Origin of the sequence: Caldisphaera sp., assembly GCF_023256325.1 — an archaeon.
In the GTDB taxonomy this organism is placed as follows: Archaea; Thermoproteota; Thermoprotei_A; order Sulfolobales; family Acidilobaceae; genus Caldisphaera.
Map to the genome: position 1 here is coordinate 15,938 of NZ_JAGDXI010000040.1, position 17,339 is coordinate 33,276.

At 29.8% G+C, this 17,339-nt stretch carries 18 protein-coding genes and 2 pseudogenes; 7 read left to right on the plus strand and 13 right to left on the minus strand.

What is annotated here, in order from left to right; translation table 11 throughout:
• Positions 1-183, minus strand: a pseudogene (locus Q0C16_RS05505) (hypothetical protein); the annotation flags it as partial.
• Positions 184-461: 278 nt separating this feature from the next.
• Here Q0C16_RS05505 and Q0C16_RS05510 point away from each other — a divergent pair.
• Entirely contained in the window at positions 462-1,238 is a 777-nt protein-coding gene (locus tag Q0C16_RS05510; protein WP_292320259.1) for a CBS domain-containing protein, read from the plus strand.
• Between the two features lie 127 nt (positions 1,239-1,365).
• A pseudogene (locus Q0C16_RS05515) lies at positions 1,366-4,023 on the plus strand (ATP-dependent helicase); the annotation flags it as partial.
• Between the two features lie 103 nt (positions 4,024-4,126).
• Here the strand turns inward: Q0C16_RS05515 and Q0C16_RS05520 are convergent.
• The 3 genes from Q0C16_RS05520 to Q0C16_RS05530 all read right to left on the minus strand — a co-directional run bounded on the left by Q0C16_RS05520 (position 4,127) and on the right by Q0C16_RS05530 (position 7,094).
• Positions 4,127-5,539 carry a hypothetical protein gene (locus tag Q0C16_RS05520; protein ID WP_292320260.1) on the minus strand — a complete coding sequence of 471 codons (1,413 nt, stop codon included), beginning with the start codon at positions 5,537-5,539 and terminating at the stop codon, positions 4,127-4,129.
• A gap of 11 nt (positions 5,540-5,550) precedes the next feature.
• Positions 5,551-6,279, minus strand: a complete 729-nt coding sequence (locus Q0C16_RS05525) for an ABC transporter ATP-binding protein (RefSeq protein ID WP_292320263.1) — start codon at positions 6,277-6,279, stop codon at positions 5,551-5,553.
• Between the two features lie 107 nt (positions 6,280-6,386).
• A complete protein-coding gene (locus Q0C16_RS05530) occupies positions 6,387-7,094 on the minus strand; it encodes a creatininase family protein (protein ID WP_292320265.1) in 708 nt (235 codons plus the stop codon).
• Positions 7,095-7,198: 104 nt separating this feature from the next.
• Between Q0C16_RS05530 and Q0C16_RS05535 the strand changes: the two genes are divergently transcribed.
• The gene (locus Q0C16_RS05535; RefSeq protein WP_292320266.1) at positions 7,199-8,071 is read left to right on the plus strand and encodes a fumarylacetoacetate hydrolase family protein; all 873 of its coding nucleotides are present in this window, start codon (positions 7,199-7,201) and stop codon (positions 8,069-8,071) included.
• On the opposite strand, the gene Q0C16_RS05540 is transcribed toward Q0C16_RS05535, so the two are convergent.
• Complete coding sequence (locus tag Q0C16_RS05540) at positions 8,072-8,746, minus strand: DedA family protein (RefSeq protein ID WP_292320268.1); 675 nt, start codon at positions 8,744-8,746, stop codon at positions 8,072-8,074.
• Positions 8,747-8,765: 19 nt separating this feature from the next.
• Positions 8,766-9,296, minus strand: a complete 531-nt coding sequence (locus Q0C16_RS05545) for a hypothetical protein (protein ID WP_292320270.1) — start codon at positions 9,294-9,296, stop codon at positions 8,766-8,768.
• Between the two features lie 124 nt (positions 9,297-9,420).
• Here Q0C16_RS05545 and Q0C16_RS05550 point away from each other — a divergent pair, with 124 nt between their 5' ends.
• Together Q0C16_RS05550 and Q0C16_RS05555 are read left to right on the plus strand one after the other, a co-directional pair.
• Positions 9,421-9,720 (plus strand): hypothetical protein, encoded by a 300-nt coding sequence (locus Q0C16_RS05550; protein ID WP_292320272.1) that lies wholly within the window; start codon positions 9,421-9,423, stop codon positions 9,718-9,720.
• Positions 9,710-10,318, plus strand: a complete 609-nt coding sequence (locus Q0C16_RS05555) for a lysine exporter LysO family protein (RefSeq protein WP_292320274.1) — start codon at positions 9,710-9,712, stop codon at positions 10,316-10,318. Before Q0C16_RS05550 ends, Q0C16_RS05555 begins: the two co-directional genes overlap by 11 nt.
• Here the strand turns inward: Q0C16_RS05555 and Q0C16_RS05560 are convergent.
• The 5 genes from Q0C16_RS05560 to Q0C16_RS05580 form a co-directional block, all read right to left on the minus strand.
• Positions 10,305-11,105, minus strand: coding sequence for a hypothetical protein (locus tag Q0C16_RS05560; protein WP_292320276.1), 801 nt, complete (start codon positions 11,103-11,105; stop codon positions 10,305-10,307). The genes Q0C16_RS05555 and Q0C16_RS05560 overlap by 14 nt on opposite strands.
• 11 nt (positions 11,106-11,116) lie before the next feature.
• Complete coding sequence (locus Q0C16_RS05565) at positions 11,117-11,590, minus strand: deoxyuridine 5'-triphosphate nucleotidohydrolase (RefSeq protein WP_292320278.1); 474 nt, start codon at positions 11,588-11,590, stop codon at positions 11,117-11,119.
• Between the two features lie 51 nt (positions 11,591-11,641).
• Positions 11,642-11,851 (minus strand): CDGSH iron-sulfur domain-containing protein, encoded by a 210-nt coding sequence (locus Q0C16_RS05570; RefSeq protein ID WP_292320280.1) that lies wholly within the window; start codon positions 11,849-11,851, stop codon positions 11,642-11,644.
• An 81-nt stretch (positions 11,852-11,932) separates the two neighbouring features.
• Positions 11,933-12,316: a DUF1634 domain-containing protein gene (locus tag Q0C16_RS05575; protein WP_292320282.1), complete on the minus strand. Its 384-nt coding sequence runs from the start codon at positions 12,314-12,316 to the stop codon at positions 11,933-11,935.
• Between the two features lie 5 nt (positions 12,317-12,321).
• Positions 12,322-13,179 carry a sulfite exporter TauE/SafE family protein gene (locus tag Q0C16_RS05580; protein ID WP_292320283.1) on the minus strand — a complete coding sequence of 286 codons (858 nt, stop codon included), beginning with the start codon at positions 13,177-13,179 and terminating at the stop codon, positions 12,322-12,324.
• A 178-nt stretch (positions 13,180-13,357) separates the two neighbouring features.
• Between Q0C16_RS05580 and Q0C16_RS05585 the strand changes: the two genes are divergently transcribed.
• Positions 13,358-14,110 carry a helix-turn-helix domain-containing protein gene (locus Q0C16_RS05585; protein ID WP_292320284.1) on the plus strand — a complete coding sequence of 251 codons (753 nt, stop codon included), beginning with the start codon at positions 13,358-13,360 and terminating at the stop codon, positions 14,108-14,110.
• Here Q0C16_RS05585 and Q0C16_RS05590 read toward each other — a convergent pair.
• Positions 14,085-14,438 carry a nascent polypeptide-associated complex protein gene (locus tag Q0C16_RS05590; RefSeq protein ID WP_292320286.1) on the minus strand — a complete coding sequence of 118 codons (354 nt, stop codon included), beginning with the start codon at positions 14,436-14,438 and terminating at the stop codon, positions 14,085-14,087. The two genes, Q0C16_RS05585 and Q0C16_RS05590, sit on opposite strands and share 26 nt — an antisense overlap.
• Positions 14,439-14,749: 311 nt before the next feature.
• On the opposite strand from Q0C16_RS05590, the gene Q0C16_RS05595 reads away from it, so the two are divergent.
• Entirely contained in the window at positions 14,750-16,021 is a 1,272-nt protein-coding gene (locus tag Q0C16_RS05595; RefSeq protein WP_292320288.1) for an MBL fold metallo-hydrolase, read from the plus strand.
• 28 nt (positions 16,022-16,049) lie between these two features.
• On the opposite strand, the gene Q0C16_RS05600 is transcribed toward Q0C16_RS05595, so the two are convergent.
• A complete protein-coding gene (locus Q0C16_RS05600) occupies positions 16,050-17,273 on the minus strand; it encodes an FprA family A-type flavoprotein (RefSeq protein WP_292320289.1) in 1,224 nt (407 codons plus the stop codon).
• Positions 17,274-17,339 lie beyond the last annotated feature (66 nt).

Genomic DNA, 17,339 nt, shown 5'->3' on the forward strand with positions numbered 1-17,339 from the left:
AACCTCTTCCCATAACTTTCTTATTTCTAATAATATCATTTCCTGGTTTTTTTCAAGAGTATCAAGTCTCTTTATTATTTCAGTTAGACCCAATGCTCCCAATAAAGAGTATCTAAACTCTTCATCAGTTTCAATTGATTTTAAAATTTTTAATTTCTCTTCTTTAGATAACATATCTGACAATGCTAATCACTATCAATTTTTATTAATTATTCAAGGCTTATAAATTTTATACTAATTATATTTTATTTTTATAAAAACACAGATAAGTGAATTTGTTATGTTTAATAACGAAACTATTCATATTTATTGTAAATATTAAGGCTTATAATTTCAAAAATTATGTAATAATTATTAAAAAATGTTGATAAAAACTAAATAAATCATGTATCTATAGAAAAATTCTGTAAAGTTTCTTAATATTTATAATTATTGCTTGGCATTAAATAATGGGTGTGAGATTGTCAATAAATGAAAGCATTTATGAGATAGCATCAAAACCATTAATTTCTATAGACATTAATGAATATGTATCAAACGCTGTAAACTTTATGTACGAAAGAGGGCTGAGAAGGTTAGCAGTTAAGCAGGGAGATCAAATAGTAGGAATTTTTAATTTAACATCTTTATTAAAAATACTATTAGAAGGATCAAATCCTTCTAATTTAACACTTTCTTCTATTGAACTGGAATCGCCTATCTATGTTACTAAAACAACACCAATAAAAGAAGCTATAGATATTATGAATCAAAAAGATGTAACCTCAGTTTTGGTAGGAGATCCAGAAAGGATTTATGGGATACTAACGACTCATGATATAATCTATATTATTTCTTCGATTCATCCTGAAATAGGAGTTCAGGATATTTTAGACAAAGAATATCCAGTAATAGAAATAAATGATAGCAAAATGATAGATGCCGTTGATAATATTATAAATAAACACAAAAGTGGAGTATTAGTTGTTAACAAAAATAATTATGTTGGTACTATAACCATGAGAGATATAATAAAAATATATTCAGATATGGGATTGGAAGGCTTAGAAGTTAATCTGGTAGATATACCTATAGATGAAGGTGCATATGGTAGCATTGGTTTACCTTTATCAGATCTTGCATCCATAATGTATAATAAGGGATCAGACGTTATAGCAATTTTTTGCTCCCATAAATTATGCGGAGGAATCGATGATCTAATGTTGACTAGATACTTTAAAAAAATTATAGAAGGATAATAATTTTAAGTTTTTGTTTATTTTAATAAAGCAATAACGAAAACATAGTTCAATGATTATAATCCTAATCTATACTTCTTTTTATAAGATGAATTAGCTAAAAAGGTTTAATGTATACGTTAAGTATGAGGAATTTAACATGGAAGACGAGGAAATACTAAATCTGCTAAGACCATATGTTAGAGAATGGTTTACTAATAAATTCGGACAATTTACAGATCCTCAAAGATACGCTATTCCATATATCAAACAAGGTAAAAATGTGTTGGTTTCAAGTCCTACAGGTACTGGAAAAACGTTATCAGTTTTTTTAGCAATTATTGATGATTTGTTTCAGATGAGTGAAAAAGGAGAACTACAAAATCAAATATATGCTATCTACATAAGCCCCCTAAGGGCGTTAGACAATGATATGGAAAAAAACCTGTTAATTCCGTTAAAGGAGATTTATCAAATAGCAAGTCAAGAAAGTTATAATATAAGCGAAATAAATGTAGGTGTTAGGACAAGCGATACTCCATCAAACATAAAACAGAAAATGCTAAGATCGCCTCCTCATATATTGATAACAACACCAGAATCATTAAGTATCAGCCTATCTGCTCCTAAATTTAAAGAAAGACTTTCTACCGCAAAATGGGTTATAGTTGATGAGATTCATGAAATAGCATCAAGCAAAAGGGGAGCACATCTTTCACTGAGTCTTGAAAGGTTAGAATATTTGGTCAAAAACAAAACTGGAAGAAGTATTCAAAGAATAGGACTTTCAGCAACAATATCACCTTTAGAAGAAGTAGCAAAATATCTAGGAGGTTATGAAGATGGAAAGCCTAGAGAAGTAGAGATAGTAGATGCGAGGTTTTCCAAACCTTTTGATATAAGAGTTATAACTCCAAAAACAGATTTAATTCATGGAAGTGCTGAAGAAATTAATAATGAAATATACGAAACCCTAGCAAATCTTGTTAAGAATTCTAAAACGACTTTAATTTTCACTAATACTAGGAGTGCAACGGAAAGGGTTTCATATAAACTAAAGAAATTGCTAGCAAGCAGAAAAATGTTAGATTTAGATGAAATTGAAGCCCATCATAGTAGCCTTTCCAGAGACGTGAGACTTAATGTAGAAGAAAAATTAAAGAAAGGTCAACTTAGAGTAGTTGTTTCTAGTACGAGCCTTGAATTGGGAATTGATATAGGTTATATTGATTTGGTTGTTTTACTTAGCAGTCCAAAGAGTGTAAGCAGGTTATTGCAAAGAATAGGCAGAGCAGGACATCATATAACCCAAATTAGTAAAGGTAGGATTATAGTTGTTGATAGAGATGACTTAGTTGAGTGCACTGTTTTAGCAAAAAGTGCCTTAGATAGGCAAATTGATAATGTTAGAATTCCCATGAATCCTTTAGATGTTTTAGCTCAACAATTGGTAGGCATGTCCATAGATCAAAAATGGAATTTAGACGATGCATATGAATTAATAAAGAGGTCATATAATTATAACTCATTAACCATGGAGGAATTTATGTCAGTAATTAATTATTTATCAGGAAAGTATGGTTTAGAAAATGAAAAAGTATTTCCCAAGATATGGTATGATGAAAATGAAAACTTGTTTGGTAGGAAGAAAGGAGCAAGAATGATATATCAACTAAATACAGGCACTATACCTGATGAGGCAAAGGTAAGGGTTATGACTACAGATGGAAAGTATGTTGGGAATTTGGAAGAAGAGTTTGTTGAAATATTAGAAGAAGGAGATATTTTTATACTTGGAGGAAAAACATATAGGTTTCTAAAAAGTAAAGGTATGGAAATTAAGGTTGAAAGCGCCGAAGGAAAAAAGCCTACTGTTCCTGAGTGGTTTAGTGAAATGTTGCCATTAAGTTTTGATAGCGCTTTAAAGGTAGGAGAATTTAGGGAAAAAATAGGAAACTTTTTAGTTAATAAAAAAGTTAGTGATGCTAAAAAAGTTTTGATAGAAAATTATTTATTAGAAGAGCATGCTGCCAATGAGGTAATCAGGTATATTTGGGAAGAACTTGCTTATGTAGGTATAGTTCCTGGAAATAAAAACATATTAATTGAATATTTTAGAGATGAAGATGGGTGGAATATAGTATTTCACATGCTTTTTGGTAGAAGGGCAAATGATGCATTATCAAGAGCTTATGCGAGTGTATTATCAAATGAATTAGGATTGCCTGTTAAAATAACTGTAACAGATAATGGTTTCATGCTTTCATATCAGGCTATCGAAAAGACTAAAGAACCGGATTATAAAATGATAGAGGGATTAATAAAAGATGTAAATAAAAATAATTTCAGGGATATATTAGAAAATGCAATAAAGAGAACTGAAATGATGAGAAGAAGGTTTAGACATGTTGCTCAAAGAAGCTTCATGATACTAAGAAGGTATAAGGGATGGGAAAGAAGTCCTGAAAGAATGCAACTCAATGCACAAAAGCTTCTTGAATTACTTTTAGAAGAGATGCCAGATTTGCCAATAATTAAGGAGACTTTGAGGGAAATCTTAGAAGATTATATGGACATAAAGGCAGCAACAAAAGTCTTAGAATGGATTGAAAATAATGATGTCAAAATTCATATAAAAGGTCCTTTACCATATCCATCACCATTTGCTCATAGTATTGTTGCTAAAGGATTTAGCGATGTTGTTTTAATGGAGGATAGAAGAAAGTTAATTTCATTGCTCCATGACAAAATAATGGAGCTAATAAGTTCATCAAATCTAGCATCTAATATTGGTGGCGCCCAATAAAATTGTTAACCCCCCGGTTAACGCTCATACAATTTTTATATAATTTATTTAAATTAATATCAAGTAGACTTGGATTTAAAAAGGTGGAAATTTATTAATATAATTACGTATAACCATTTTCAACCAATGAAAAAGCTGCGTCTCTCCACATTTTCTTATTAACAAAACAAACCATAGATACAATAAACAATACTAATGATATTATTAAACCCCATAACATATTGAATGATGATATTACGGATATTATTATAACTGCATAAATTGGTATAGCAAAAAACATTTGCCTTCCTCTCATTTGAGCTGGCATAACACCTTCTTCCTTTATTTGTGGAATTATGTTAAACTTTGAAACTATATAAAATGAAATTATAAGAATTGATGGGAAGGCTATAGCTAATGAAGGTACCTGAGACAGGGCTGCTTTTCCGCCAACAAAATATAGCAGAGCATTGGCTAAAATTAAGGGCAGAGTTACTATAAAAGTTGCAATAGTCTTTGAAAGACTTAGATGTGATAAGTATTCTCCCGGATCTATTGATGTAAATGCTAGCCATGGTCTTTCATTAGCTATTGAAGATTGTGTAAAGCTATAGAAAAATGAAATTGAGAATATAGTTATAACAATAGAAGCTGTTTGTGCATATGCTAAAAATAGCTTCCACACAACTATATAATAAATAGCTGATAATATTGATATATAAATTAATAAAGTCCTAAGTTTAATTCTATTGGAGAAATATTTAATCCCATATCCCATTCCACCGCTTCTTCCAGATATTGTTATATACATAATGTTAAGATAATAAAGCGCTTTAAGTCTTGAATATTTGTTAAACCTCAATGAATCTTTAAATTCTGCATTGCCTTCTCTGGATATTGATCTTTGATATTCTAGGCTAACGCTAGCTAATTTTCTAACGGTGAATACCATAGATATTATGGTTGTTGGGAACAAGATTATAATTCCATATAATGGATATCCAAAAAATATTGCTGTGGGTGTAAGTTTAAAGCCAAAGTAGGGTGATATTCCCCATATAGCTAATAAAATAGCTATTATAGCTCTTTTTGTTGTTTGTAGATCTCCAACGTATGTGCTAAGTGAAGTTATAAAAAGAATAAAAAGTATAAATGAAACTATAATTTCCCATAAATTTAATCCAAGAAATGGCAAATAAAATCCCACAAAAGCGATTATTGCTGTGCCTAAAACTATTATTTGTGCAATGAATAAAGATATTATTAATTGAGATTTTTTTATGGGAAGCATAAATAAATAATCTCTATCAGATTTTAAAACAGCTAAACCTCCTGAAAATGAAGAGAATGCCATAAAAAATGTTGCATATGCAACAGCATAATATGAAGGTATTTTTGTTTCAATTTTAATACCCGATTTCATAATTTCTAGCCCTGTAAATATTGAATACAAGATAACTACTAATAAAATCGCGAGCATAGTATTTGATACTCTAGTTTTTATTACAAATTTTAACAATTTAACGAAGTTGCTCATCTTATCACCGTCTAAAGATTATTTGTCATTAGTCTTGCTACCACTTTTTCTATTGGTTCACCTTCGTTGGCCATGCTTTTGAGTTCCTCAAATGATCCATTCCATATAACAGTTCCTTTTGATATCATTATTATTTTATCTGTTAACCTCCCTGCAACAGCCATTATATGAGTTGAAACAAGCATTGTACTGCCCATCTTATTAAGTAAAGATATCACTTCTTCTTGTGTTGGTATATCTAAGTAGTTTAATGGTTCATCAAGCAATAAGACCTTGGGTCTGTGTATCAAAGCTAAAGCTATAGCAAGTTTCTGTAGGTTCCCCCTTGACAATTTTGACACTTTTGCTCTCTCATATTCCCTTAAACCTAAATTATCAAGCATTTCTTCTACTCTATTATCTAGGTCTTCTATACCTCTTAATGCTCCTATATATTCTAAGTTTTCTCTAACAGATAAATTCCTATAAGGCGTCGCATCTTCTGGCAGATATCCAATTATTTTTTTGGAATTAAGATCTGTCAAAGGATCCATACCATAAATCTTAATTTCTCCTTTATCTGGTTTCAATATTCCTGCTATTAACTTTAAAGTAGTAGATTTACCAGCGCCGTTAGGGCCAAGCAAGGCATACTTTTCTCCGTCAGGTATATTAAATGTAATACCTCTTAGAGCAGGATAATTTCCATATAATTTTACTACATTGTTTAAGTATATGGCATCGTTACTTTTTATTTCCATTTTTAACACCTAATGATTTCATTTTTCTAAATATATTTTAATAATGTGCATTTTTAAATATTTACAAAGATTTTAATTGTTTATTTAATTAAATTTTATTTTCGTCGCTATAATATAAATGAACCACTTTCTTCATTCACAAAATTTAATGCTTTAATTATTTCTTCTTTTATTTTTAAGATTATGTCATCATGGTTAAGGTTTATTTCATTTATTTCTTGAGTTTTTGACTCTTCTTTAGGGCCACTAACGATTATTTTTGTGTTCCCATTATATAGATCTATTTTACCGTTGCATTCCGACTCCTCTATATTTATATTTAACGCCTTAGCAATACTTTTTTCCACGTTACCTGCATGGCCTATATTTATATTTAACGCCTTCCAATAATTTATTAATAATATAATAGTTTCTGAATTATTTGAGATCCATTCCCTTAATACGCTTTCTAATATATAAGAATTACCTCCGTGTCCATTTAAAAAAACTATTTTTTTACCTCCAAATTTAGCTATTGAATTTAAAATAGATTTTATGATTCCAGAAAAAGTTTCCATATCTAATGTAATTGTACCTTTAGCATTATACCATTCTGGAGAAAATCCATAATAAATAGTCGGCATTATTATTACATCATTCATTACCTTGCAAAGATCTGATGCTATTTTGCTAATAATAATAGAATCAAGTCCCAGTGGTAAACCGCAATGCTGTTCAATGCTACCAATTGGAACTATAAATATATGATTTTTGTATTTGCTAATATCATCTGATTTTAAATATATGTATTCCATGCATTTTTTTGTCTCAGACATTTTTATCACTATATTTTTATTGGTTGTCAGCAATTAATTTTTTTAGTATTCTTTTTCAACAATATTTAAAATTAATCAAGTTAAAACATAAATGGGGAATAGTTATGGATAGCATAAAAATTGGCAATGTTTTAATTCAAGGTAATCAAGAACTTGCGATATTTCATGATGGATATTTTTATAGAGCAGAAAAAAATGATAACAGTAAACTATATATAAGAAATTTTTTTGCTAATCTTCCCCAATCTTTAGAATATTTAATTAGAAACATTGATCAATTTAATATTAAAACGGAATATACAATTAATTCTGTTTTACAACCTCCCAACCCATATCCTAGCAAAATAGTTGGTATTGGAAAAAATTATGTTGCGCATGCAAAAGAGATGAAAGGAAGTTTAAAACCAGCATTTTTCTTAAAAGCGCCAAGTGCATTAATTGGATCAAATTCTGATATTGTAATTCCAGATTTCGTTAAGAAACCAGATTATGAAGGAGAAGTAGTAATATTAATTGGCAAAAAAGTTAAAAACGCAAACATAAACGAGGCTAAGGAATCAATAATAGGATACAGTTCCGGAAATGATGTTACAGCTAGGGATCTTCAATATGGAGAAAATAATAATGAATGTTTGCCATGGAGTCAAGCAAAAAGTCTAGATACCTTTTCACCTATAGGGCCATACATTAAAATTATACAAGACTACAGCGAGATGGAAAATATATGTGTAACAACGAAACTTAATGGAGAAACTGTTCAGCATGGATGTCCATCAGATATGTATTATGATTATGCAAATATAGTTGTTGAAGTATCAAAACTTATGACATTATATCCGGGCGATTTAATATTTACTGGAACTCCTCCTGGAGTAGGTCATGCTAAGGGATATTATATAAGAAATGGGGATTATATAGAAATTAGTGTTACCGGGTTAGATCCTTTAAGAAACAAAGTGTTAAGGCAAAATATTTAATTATTTTAAATATTTTATTAAATAGTAGATACCAATTATTAGAGTTAATGAACTTATTACATAATCGAATTTTAGAATTAATGATTTGTTTGACCCAAAGTAAAATCCAATTAAAGTCAGAGAAAGGTTCCATGGTATTGAACCAAGCAAAGTATATAGACCAAATTTATATAAATTCATTTTAGAAAAACCGGCTGGTAATGAAATTACAGATCTGATAGCAGGCATTATTCTTCCAAAAAATATTATGGAATTTCCGTATTTGCTAAATAGATCATCGGATAGTTTTACATACTTTATATTTAACTTAAAATATTTAACAGCAAAATTAATAAAAGGTGACCTAATATATATACCTATGTAATATAGAATTAATGAACCAATTAAATTTCCTAGAGTGCCATATATGATTATAACATATAGATTAAACGCACCATTTCTAGCTAGAATTCCTGCAAGAGGCATAACTATTTCGCTTGGTATAGGTATTAGCGCACTTTCAGCAGCCATCAAAATTAATATTCCCAAATAGCCAATTTTGTTTAATATTTTGAGGCTAAAGTTAAGCATAATTTGAGTTAAATTGCCACCTAACAAAAAATGATAAGATAAAATAAAAATAGTTAAGAGAATAAAAACTATAGATATTATTAGGTTTTCTTTTTCTTTGCTCAAGCACTTTTACACCAAATTTTTATTGTTTAATTTGGGTTATCTTTTTTACTAATTGGCATTTCTTAGCTACCATAATTAAAGGCAAATTAGATGGTATTATGAGTTCATCTACTACTTTTATCGATCTTACTTTATTAATAAAAGTAGTCGCATCTACATCAGAAGAGAATGATAATTTTTTTATATTGGAAAATATAATTGGTTTCTCAGCATTTTCTAGATCTTGTTTAGTTACATTTAATTCATTTATGTTGCTTACTAAGTCAAATTCAGCAATACTAGAAATCAGCTGTTTAAATGCATCAAATGGACCTTTAATTATATTTGTTCCTGTTTTGCTTGCTTTTTCGCCTATTTTTTTACCTATATCTTTACCAGCTTCTAAAGTCACTAAGAATTGGCTCATTGCCTGGTTCATTAAGTCTCCAACTGTAGTACCCATCTCCTTAGCAGCTTTCGAAAAGCTTTCATAAAGATCTTCATTTAAACCTCTAATAGTATAGGTTTTTTCTTGTTTTTTCACCTCATTATTTTGATTTTCTTCTGACATGTTTGTCATCCTAGTATTACATGTATAGCAGAGTTTATAAGTTTATCTCGAAACTTGTGAAACTATTTGAGTTTATAAAAAAGTTTAAAATTCATATATTAATATAAACATAGGAGTGATACAAATGATTTCAGATATCATACTATATTCATTTCTAATACTAGGGATAGCTTTAGGAATATTAATGAATATAAGCAAAAAATTTGGGAAAAAATCATCTAAGGTGTTAAATATGCTTGTAATGATCTCTATTTTAGATCTGATATTTTTTATGGCTATCACAGCTGGTGAGTTCATATCAAGGTATTTATCTGGAGGAGAAAGTTTATCATTAATTTATTCAATAATTTTATATTCATTTTTGCCAGGTATTATAGGTGTATTGATAGCATTGATTTTATTGGGTGGAAAAAATGGAAAATAGGTTTAAGGAATTTATCCCTCCGTTAAGTGTATTTGCTATAGGTTTACTAATAGGTTTATTTATTAAGCTTCCTATGAATTATGTGGAAGATATTGCGATATATTGGCTATATATATTATTAGGATTAATAGGAGTTGTTGTTGGTATTTCGGCTAGAGATATTTTAAAGACAGCAATAAAAGGAATAAAAAATGGTATTTTATTAACTATATCAGTTTTTATTGGTGATATAATATCAGGTTTTATAATATCTTTTATATTGAAGCAGAGTCTGAATTATGCATTATCCATATCAATTGGGTCAGGCTGGTATTCTTTAATTGGGCCCTTTATTTCAATCTATAATCCTTATTATGGAGTTATAGGGTTTGTATCTAATTTGCTAAGAGAAGCCTATACCTTATCTTTGTTTCCAGTTTTTTATTCGATTTTTGGAATCCCATCTATAGCTATGGGAGGAGCAACTACAATGGATACATCGTTAGGAATTATAATAAAGTATTCTGGTGTTAAAAATAGTTCCTCGGCATTAATACAAGGCTTAATTATTACGATTATCTTACCTTTTATCTTACCTTTTTTAATCACAATTCGTTGATTTTATATTTTATATCTCCAACTTCTTTAATGATGTTTTCAAATTGTTTCTGAGCCATATTATATGAATCTAAAATATTTAGCTTTTCATACAAATGATAATATGATATCAAACCGGTAATTATATCTCCTGCACCAGTTCTATCCTTGACTAAGTTTCCTTCAGGTTTTATTTCAATTTTTTTATTCCTTGAAATAATAATAGTATTTTCCATCCCCATGGTATATATAAGAGTCGCATTTCCTATTTCAATATTTTTAATTTCATTTAGAGGTAAATCGTCATTAGACAAATGAATTAAGTCTACGTTATTTATTGGAATCAATTTTATCCAATTTTTAAGTGACCTAGTATATCCTTGCGGATCTAAGGTTATAGGCCTATAAAGTTCTTTTATGTAATCAGGCGGAATTTCATTAAATATAGGAGATATTATTAATAAGTCATATCTTGTTTCAGATACCTTATTTTTTAGGTCACTGATGTCTATAGTTTTAATTTCCCCAATGAAATTTGTGACTCTATAATTATTGTTGTATTTATGATAAAAAACTGCTCCTTTTACATCTTGAAAAGTCCCTAGAGTTTTTATATTATACATCTCTTGTATTTTTACTGTTTTTCTAGTTTCATGCCCTATAGGTCCATAAAAATATACATCGCAATTCATTTTTCTTAAAGCAAAACCTATATATAAAGGTGGCCCTCCTGCGCATAGTTTTTCAGTATTATCTACATTGATAATGTCAATTGTAGGCGATGATATTATTAATGCTCTGCAAACCATTTACTATCACTTCACAGATTCTCATTATTATATATTCCGTTATATGTTTTGTCAGGTTCATTTTTTAATTTTATAAATGTTATTTGTGCAATTCTTGCATATCTTTCTATTTTTATTCCGTTATCATTAATAACATTTAATAAAGCTTCCCCTCTTCCAACATATCCTGGATCCCACAAAGCACAAATAATAGATGCTCCCATACGTAATAAACTACTCCTAGGAAAACAAACACCTATAGCATCCTTTGGAATTTCTATAGCATCATAAAATCTTATTTTATAACCCCCTTTATTTAATAAATATATATTATTTATAGGCGTAACTTCTTCAAAGTCGGGCAATATTCTCTCGTTTTTTCCTAGAAATCCACTGTTTAAAAATTTAAACACTTTGTCTAGTTTTAAATCGATACCAGCAGGTTGTATTTGCTCTTCTTCTATTCCTTTAATAAATTTTGAAATCTCTTTTCCTGTGTATGCCATTTTAGCACCAATAAAAAAGTGATTTATGGTGTAAAAATTTATTTATGAAATTTAATAATAGAATGATACTATCTTTACTCTATTGTTAGATTCATCATACAAATATATTTTTCCTGGTTCTTCATCCTGTGTTTTTTTATGAGTTCCATCACAATATGGTTTATTCTTTGAAAGACCACATCCACATATATGTATTTCCTTACCATTGTCTAACTTTATAGCATAAGGATGATCTCTCTCATGCATTACTATTCTAGCCATATTATATCACCAAATATTAGAAATTACCTTAAATTTTTAAGAAAGAATATATATAGTTGCTTTAAATCAGCTTATAAGTTATCATTTTATAATCTGTGGAATTATAAATATTGCGAACATTAAGTTGAAAAAGACTATTATTGTTATAATTGTATATAGGTAGTCTTTTTCTCTAACAAACTGTAGTATACCTATAAATACTCTCAATACTGGTGTAGCAATTAGTATTATTAACCCTAATAATATAATGTCTACGCCGTTAAGGCTTTCAACCCCCGAATAAATAGTACTGAATTTAATTGTTTTTGTGTTTACATTAGATTGAGGATTTACTAATTGATTTAAAGTATAAGGTCCTCCCCCGTTATGAATTAAAATTAAGGCAAATCCAAATATTATTAATATTGCAGAAATTATAACACCTATCCTTAAAGTCCATCCAATAACATCTTCGAATTCTACCATTTTTATCACCTTATTATTCCTAATCCCCTTAATATCATTTCAACTCCGAGGAATAACAAAATAAATGTAAATACATATCTAATAGTTTTGTTTTTCATTCCAGGTAATACTTTAGTTCCTGCAAAAGCTCCTAAAAGCACTCCTAGAGCTGTTATACCTGCTATTATTGGTTGAATGTAGCCATACATCCAATATATTGAGCTACCAGTAGCTGCTGTAACTCCTATCATAAAATTACTTGTCGTTGTACTGACTTTCATAGGCAAGTTCATGGCCCAATCCATACCCAAAACCTTTAAAGCACCTGAACCAATACCTAATAACCCAGATATTAATCCAGCTCCAAACATAATTATTTCCCCGAGCCACCATCTAACTCCGTAATACTTAACATGCTGATTTAGCGCTTGGTCATAGTATTCTCCATGAAGCTTAAATATCTTCGTTGTTATATCAGGTTTTGATTCTTTTGGGATTTCAAATTTTGATCTTTCAAGCTGGAAATATATTTGAATTAGTAATACTATACCAAAAACTATGTAGATGATTGATGCTAAATGATGGCTGTAAACCCAAGCTGCTATTAAAGATCCAACTATCGCGCCTCCAGATGTAGCTATTTCTAATCCCATGCCTATTTTTACATTAGTTATCCTATCCTTAACATAAGCGCTTCCAGCACCACTTGATGTTGCTATAGTAGAAATAAGACTGGCACCTGTTGCATATATTATTGGAACTCCTAAATATAACGTATATATTGGAACTAGAAAAGTACCACCTCCTAATCCAACTAATGAACCAAGGAATCCTGATATTATGCTTGCTATGGCTAGCAAAGCAAAGTATATTAATTCCATCATTAATTGTTTGCACCTCTGCCTATTTAGCTTTTATTAGAAGAATTTAAAAAATTAAATGATCAGTTTATTAATAGAGTTAATTATATATCTTTTAAAAGATATATTTTTAATTATTTTTATATTTTGTTAACTAATATATTTTATAAGCATTAAACATATATTATAAAAGAGGGCCGGAATGGAGGAATCATTTCAAAATTTTATTGCAGATTTAATAGCAAGAAGGATTGCAGGGGACATAGTTTATAGTAACAATCCTAATACGGGATTAAAAAAGTGGAGGGAATATTTTGAAGTTTCACAACTTGAAGTAGCAAGAATTATGGGAGTTTCTGCTAGTGTTATAAGTGATTATGAAAAAGGAAGAAGGGCTCCAGGCGCTAAATTTATAAGAAGGTATGTTAGGGCGCTGTTAGCTATTGATCATCAAAGAGGTTGGAAAAAACTTGATTCACTATCAAAAGCGTTAGGTATACCTAGAGGAGCTATAATAGATATGATGGAGTTCAACGAGCCTATTTCTATAGGAGGATTAATAGAATTAGTTGATGGAGTATTGCTATCTCCTGATTATTCAGATTCGATAAGAGCATATGGTTATACTTTAATAGATAGTATAAGAGCGATAGCAGAGTTAAGTGGACCTCAATTTTATTTTCTTCTTGGTTCGACACCTGAAAGAGCAATAATTTTTTCTAATGTTGCTGCTGGCAGAAGTCCTATGGTTGCTGTAAGAGTCTCGCTAGTTAAACCAGGTATAATTATAATACACGGACCTAGAAGATATGTAGACCCTTTGGCTATAGAATTAGCAAGATTAGAAGGCGTTCCTTTAATATTAAGCTTAGCAAAAGATATTAATTTATTAATTAAAAAATTAAGATCAAAAGTAGGAGCTGAGGAAACTAACTACCTTTCAGTTTTAGAATAGCCTCTGCTATATCTCCTTTAGATTCGATTAAGGCTTTTTTAGCTGTTTCTCTATCGACGTTAGCCTGCTCCATAACGAGATTAATGTCTTCTTCATTAATTTGGTCTTCTTGTTTACTTTCTTTAGGCAGCTCTACTTTTTTTGGTTCACCAATTATATAAAGCATTGTAGGTTGATTTTTAGCCTTAATTATCATAACTTGCGGATCCTCTACTATCAGTTTTGATCCATCAGTTTCATTTATTGTTACACTTTCAGCCTTAACTTCTTCAATTTCCATTCCAAGCCTTTTCATTGCTTTTTTTAAATCCTTCGGATTCATTCCCATCAATTTGTATCGCCATTTAACCACTGCCGTCCTTTAGGACGGACATCCTTATTTATTAGTATGCATACCCCTTTATAGGTGCTACTCTCTAACTTATTGTATTATTATGGAATTAAATAGCTACTATTTATCATTTTGAAAAATTAATTGTGATAGTTATTATATTTTCGTTCTATTTTCTTTGGTGATAAAAGATTTTTTAATATTAAATATTAAAAATTTACAATAAAATATGTTAACTAAGTACTATATTATTAAATATTAAGTTCGAAACATAAATTTAAATTGAGATGTAGAGGTCAGCAAAAACAATGTCAAAAATAAAAATATTAGGTAGTGGAAAGGAAGTAGGTAGAGCAGGAATTTTAATAGAGCAAGACGAAAGATTCGCCCTATTAGATTATGGAGTTAACTTCGATGAAAATGATAGACCTATTTTTCCCCTTCATGTGAGACCAAAAGATATAGAAATAATAATTTTAACGCATAGTCATCTTGATCATATAGGGGCAGCTCCATCTTTATATATATCAGTAATGCCAAAACTTGGAGCAACTCCTTTGACTTTAGACGTAAGTAAAATTTTGTTATTAGATATGATAAAATTAAATGGGCCCTATTTACCCTTTGATGAACAAAGTATTAATGATATGCTTGTTTCTGCGGAAACCATGAACTATGAAAAAACTTATGAATACGGAAACTTTTTAGTAACGTTAATGGACAGTGGGCATATACCTGGAAGTGCTAGTGTTCTCGTTGAAACAAATAATAATAGAATATTATACACAGCTGATATGAACACTATAGAAACAAAATTAAAAGGTCCACATAAATTGAATGGAGTTAAAGCTGATACGCTAATAATTGAATCTACTTATTCGACATCTAACCATCCTCCCAGAGAGGAAAGCGAAAAAAGGTTTATCGATGATGTTAATGATGTAGTTGAAAAAGGTGGTATAGTATTAGTACCGGCATTTGGAGTCTCAAGAGGTCAAGAAATAATGGCATTACTTGAGGAAAAGGGTTTTGAGTACAATGTATGGGTAGATGGAATGATTAGAGATATAGCAGAACTTTATATAGCTCATAGCGGTTATTTGAGGTCACCACGTTTACTTCTAAAGGCAATGCAGGAACAAAGATTGGTAAAAGGATGGAACGATAGAAGAAGAGCACTTAAGGAACCAGGTGTAATAATAGCTAGCGCCGGTATGATGAAAGGGGGGCCTAGCCTTTACTACCTTAAGAAAATGTCTAATAATTCGAGAAATGCAATTTTTATGGTTAGTTACCAGGCAGAAGGTACTCCTGGAAGGAACATATTAGAAAAGGGTTATTATAGTGATGGAAATAAGAACTTTGATGTTAAAGCAAGGATAGAATGGTTTGATTTTTCTAGCCATACAGACAAAAGAGGTATATTGGAAACAATAAAAGGTATACAAGGATTAAAAAGAGTAGTATTGGTCCATGGAGAACCCGAAGGGCAAAAACTATTATCTGAAGAAATAAAAGGTCTAAATGATAACTTAGAAGTTATAATACCAGATAATGGAGATGAAATAAATTTAGAATAGCTATCCAATTTTAATTATTAATAATTATTTATTTAGATATTACTTTTGATAAAGATTCTTCTATCTTATCTGATAATTCGTTCAATTTATCTATATCTTCTTGTTTTATTTTGCTCTTTACTGTTACTAACGGTTCTATTATTTTGAAACCAGATTTTGCTAATAGCTCCGCCGTTTGCTTGGCTATAGGTCCCCATCCATAGCCCGTTACAATACCTGCTGGTCTATCTCTGCCAAACATTTTAACTTGATACGAATATATCACATTGTTTAAAGGCATAGGTATCGATGAATCATATGTAGGGAATGCAAAAATAATTGCTCCGCTGTTATTCGTTTCTGATAATATATAGGATACATGGGTTTCAGATGTGTCGATCAGCTTTACCTTAACTCCTTTAGATTCTAAATTTTTCTTTATTATATCAACTAATTTAATAGTATGGCCGTACATGCTTATATATAAAATAGAAACTTCCTTTTCGAATTTAGGTTTTGCCCAATCGTAATACAAAGATATTGGAAGATCTATATTATGTCTATAGATAATTCCATGCGCAGGAGCGATTATTTTAATTAATTTTCTTATCTTTTCTATCTTGCTTAATGCATCCAATGTGTTTTTGGTATATCTTCCAACTATATTAATATAATATCTTTTTGCCTCATCAACGTAATATTTAATATCTACCTGATCATCAAATATACCATCTTTAAATCCAGCATAAGAACCAAAGACATCGCATGTAAATAATATACCACTATTTTTTTCCAGGGTTAGCATAGTTTCTGGCCAATGAAGCCATGGAGTATGTATAAACATAAAAGATCTGTTTCCAAAATCAAATATATCATTATCCTTAACAGCAATAATTTTCTCTTCAGGAATATCATAAAAATCTTTAATCATTTTTGATCCTACAAATGAAATTATAATCTTAGCACTATTGGTAAGTTTTGAAAGAGTTTCTAAGCTACCCTGATGATCAGGTTCTAAATGGTTTACTATTATATATTTTATATTATCGAAGTTTTTTACAACTCTTTTTATCTTGTCTAAATAAACATCAGTAAAATACTCCTCCACACCATCAATGACTACATAACCATTTCCCGTATCAACTAGATACGCATTATATGAAATTCCTTCAGGAATGGGCCACATATTCTCAAACATTTTTTTCTTATAATCATTAACTCCTATCCAATAAATTCCTTCATCTAATTTTATTATATTATTGTAATTTTCCATTCTTTCTCACTAAATTTATTTCTATTTAGAATTAACTTTATAAGTATTTAACATGTCATATACATT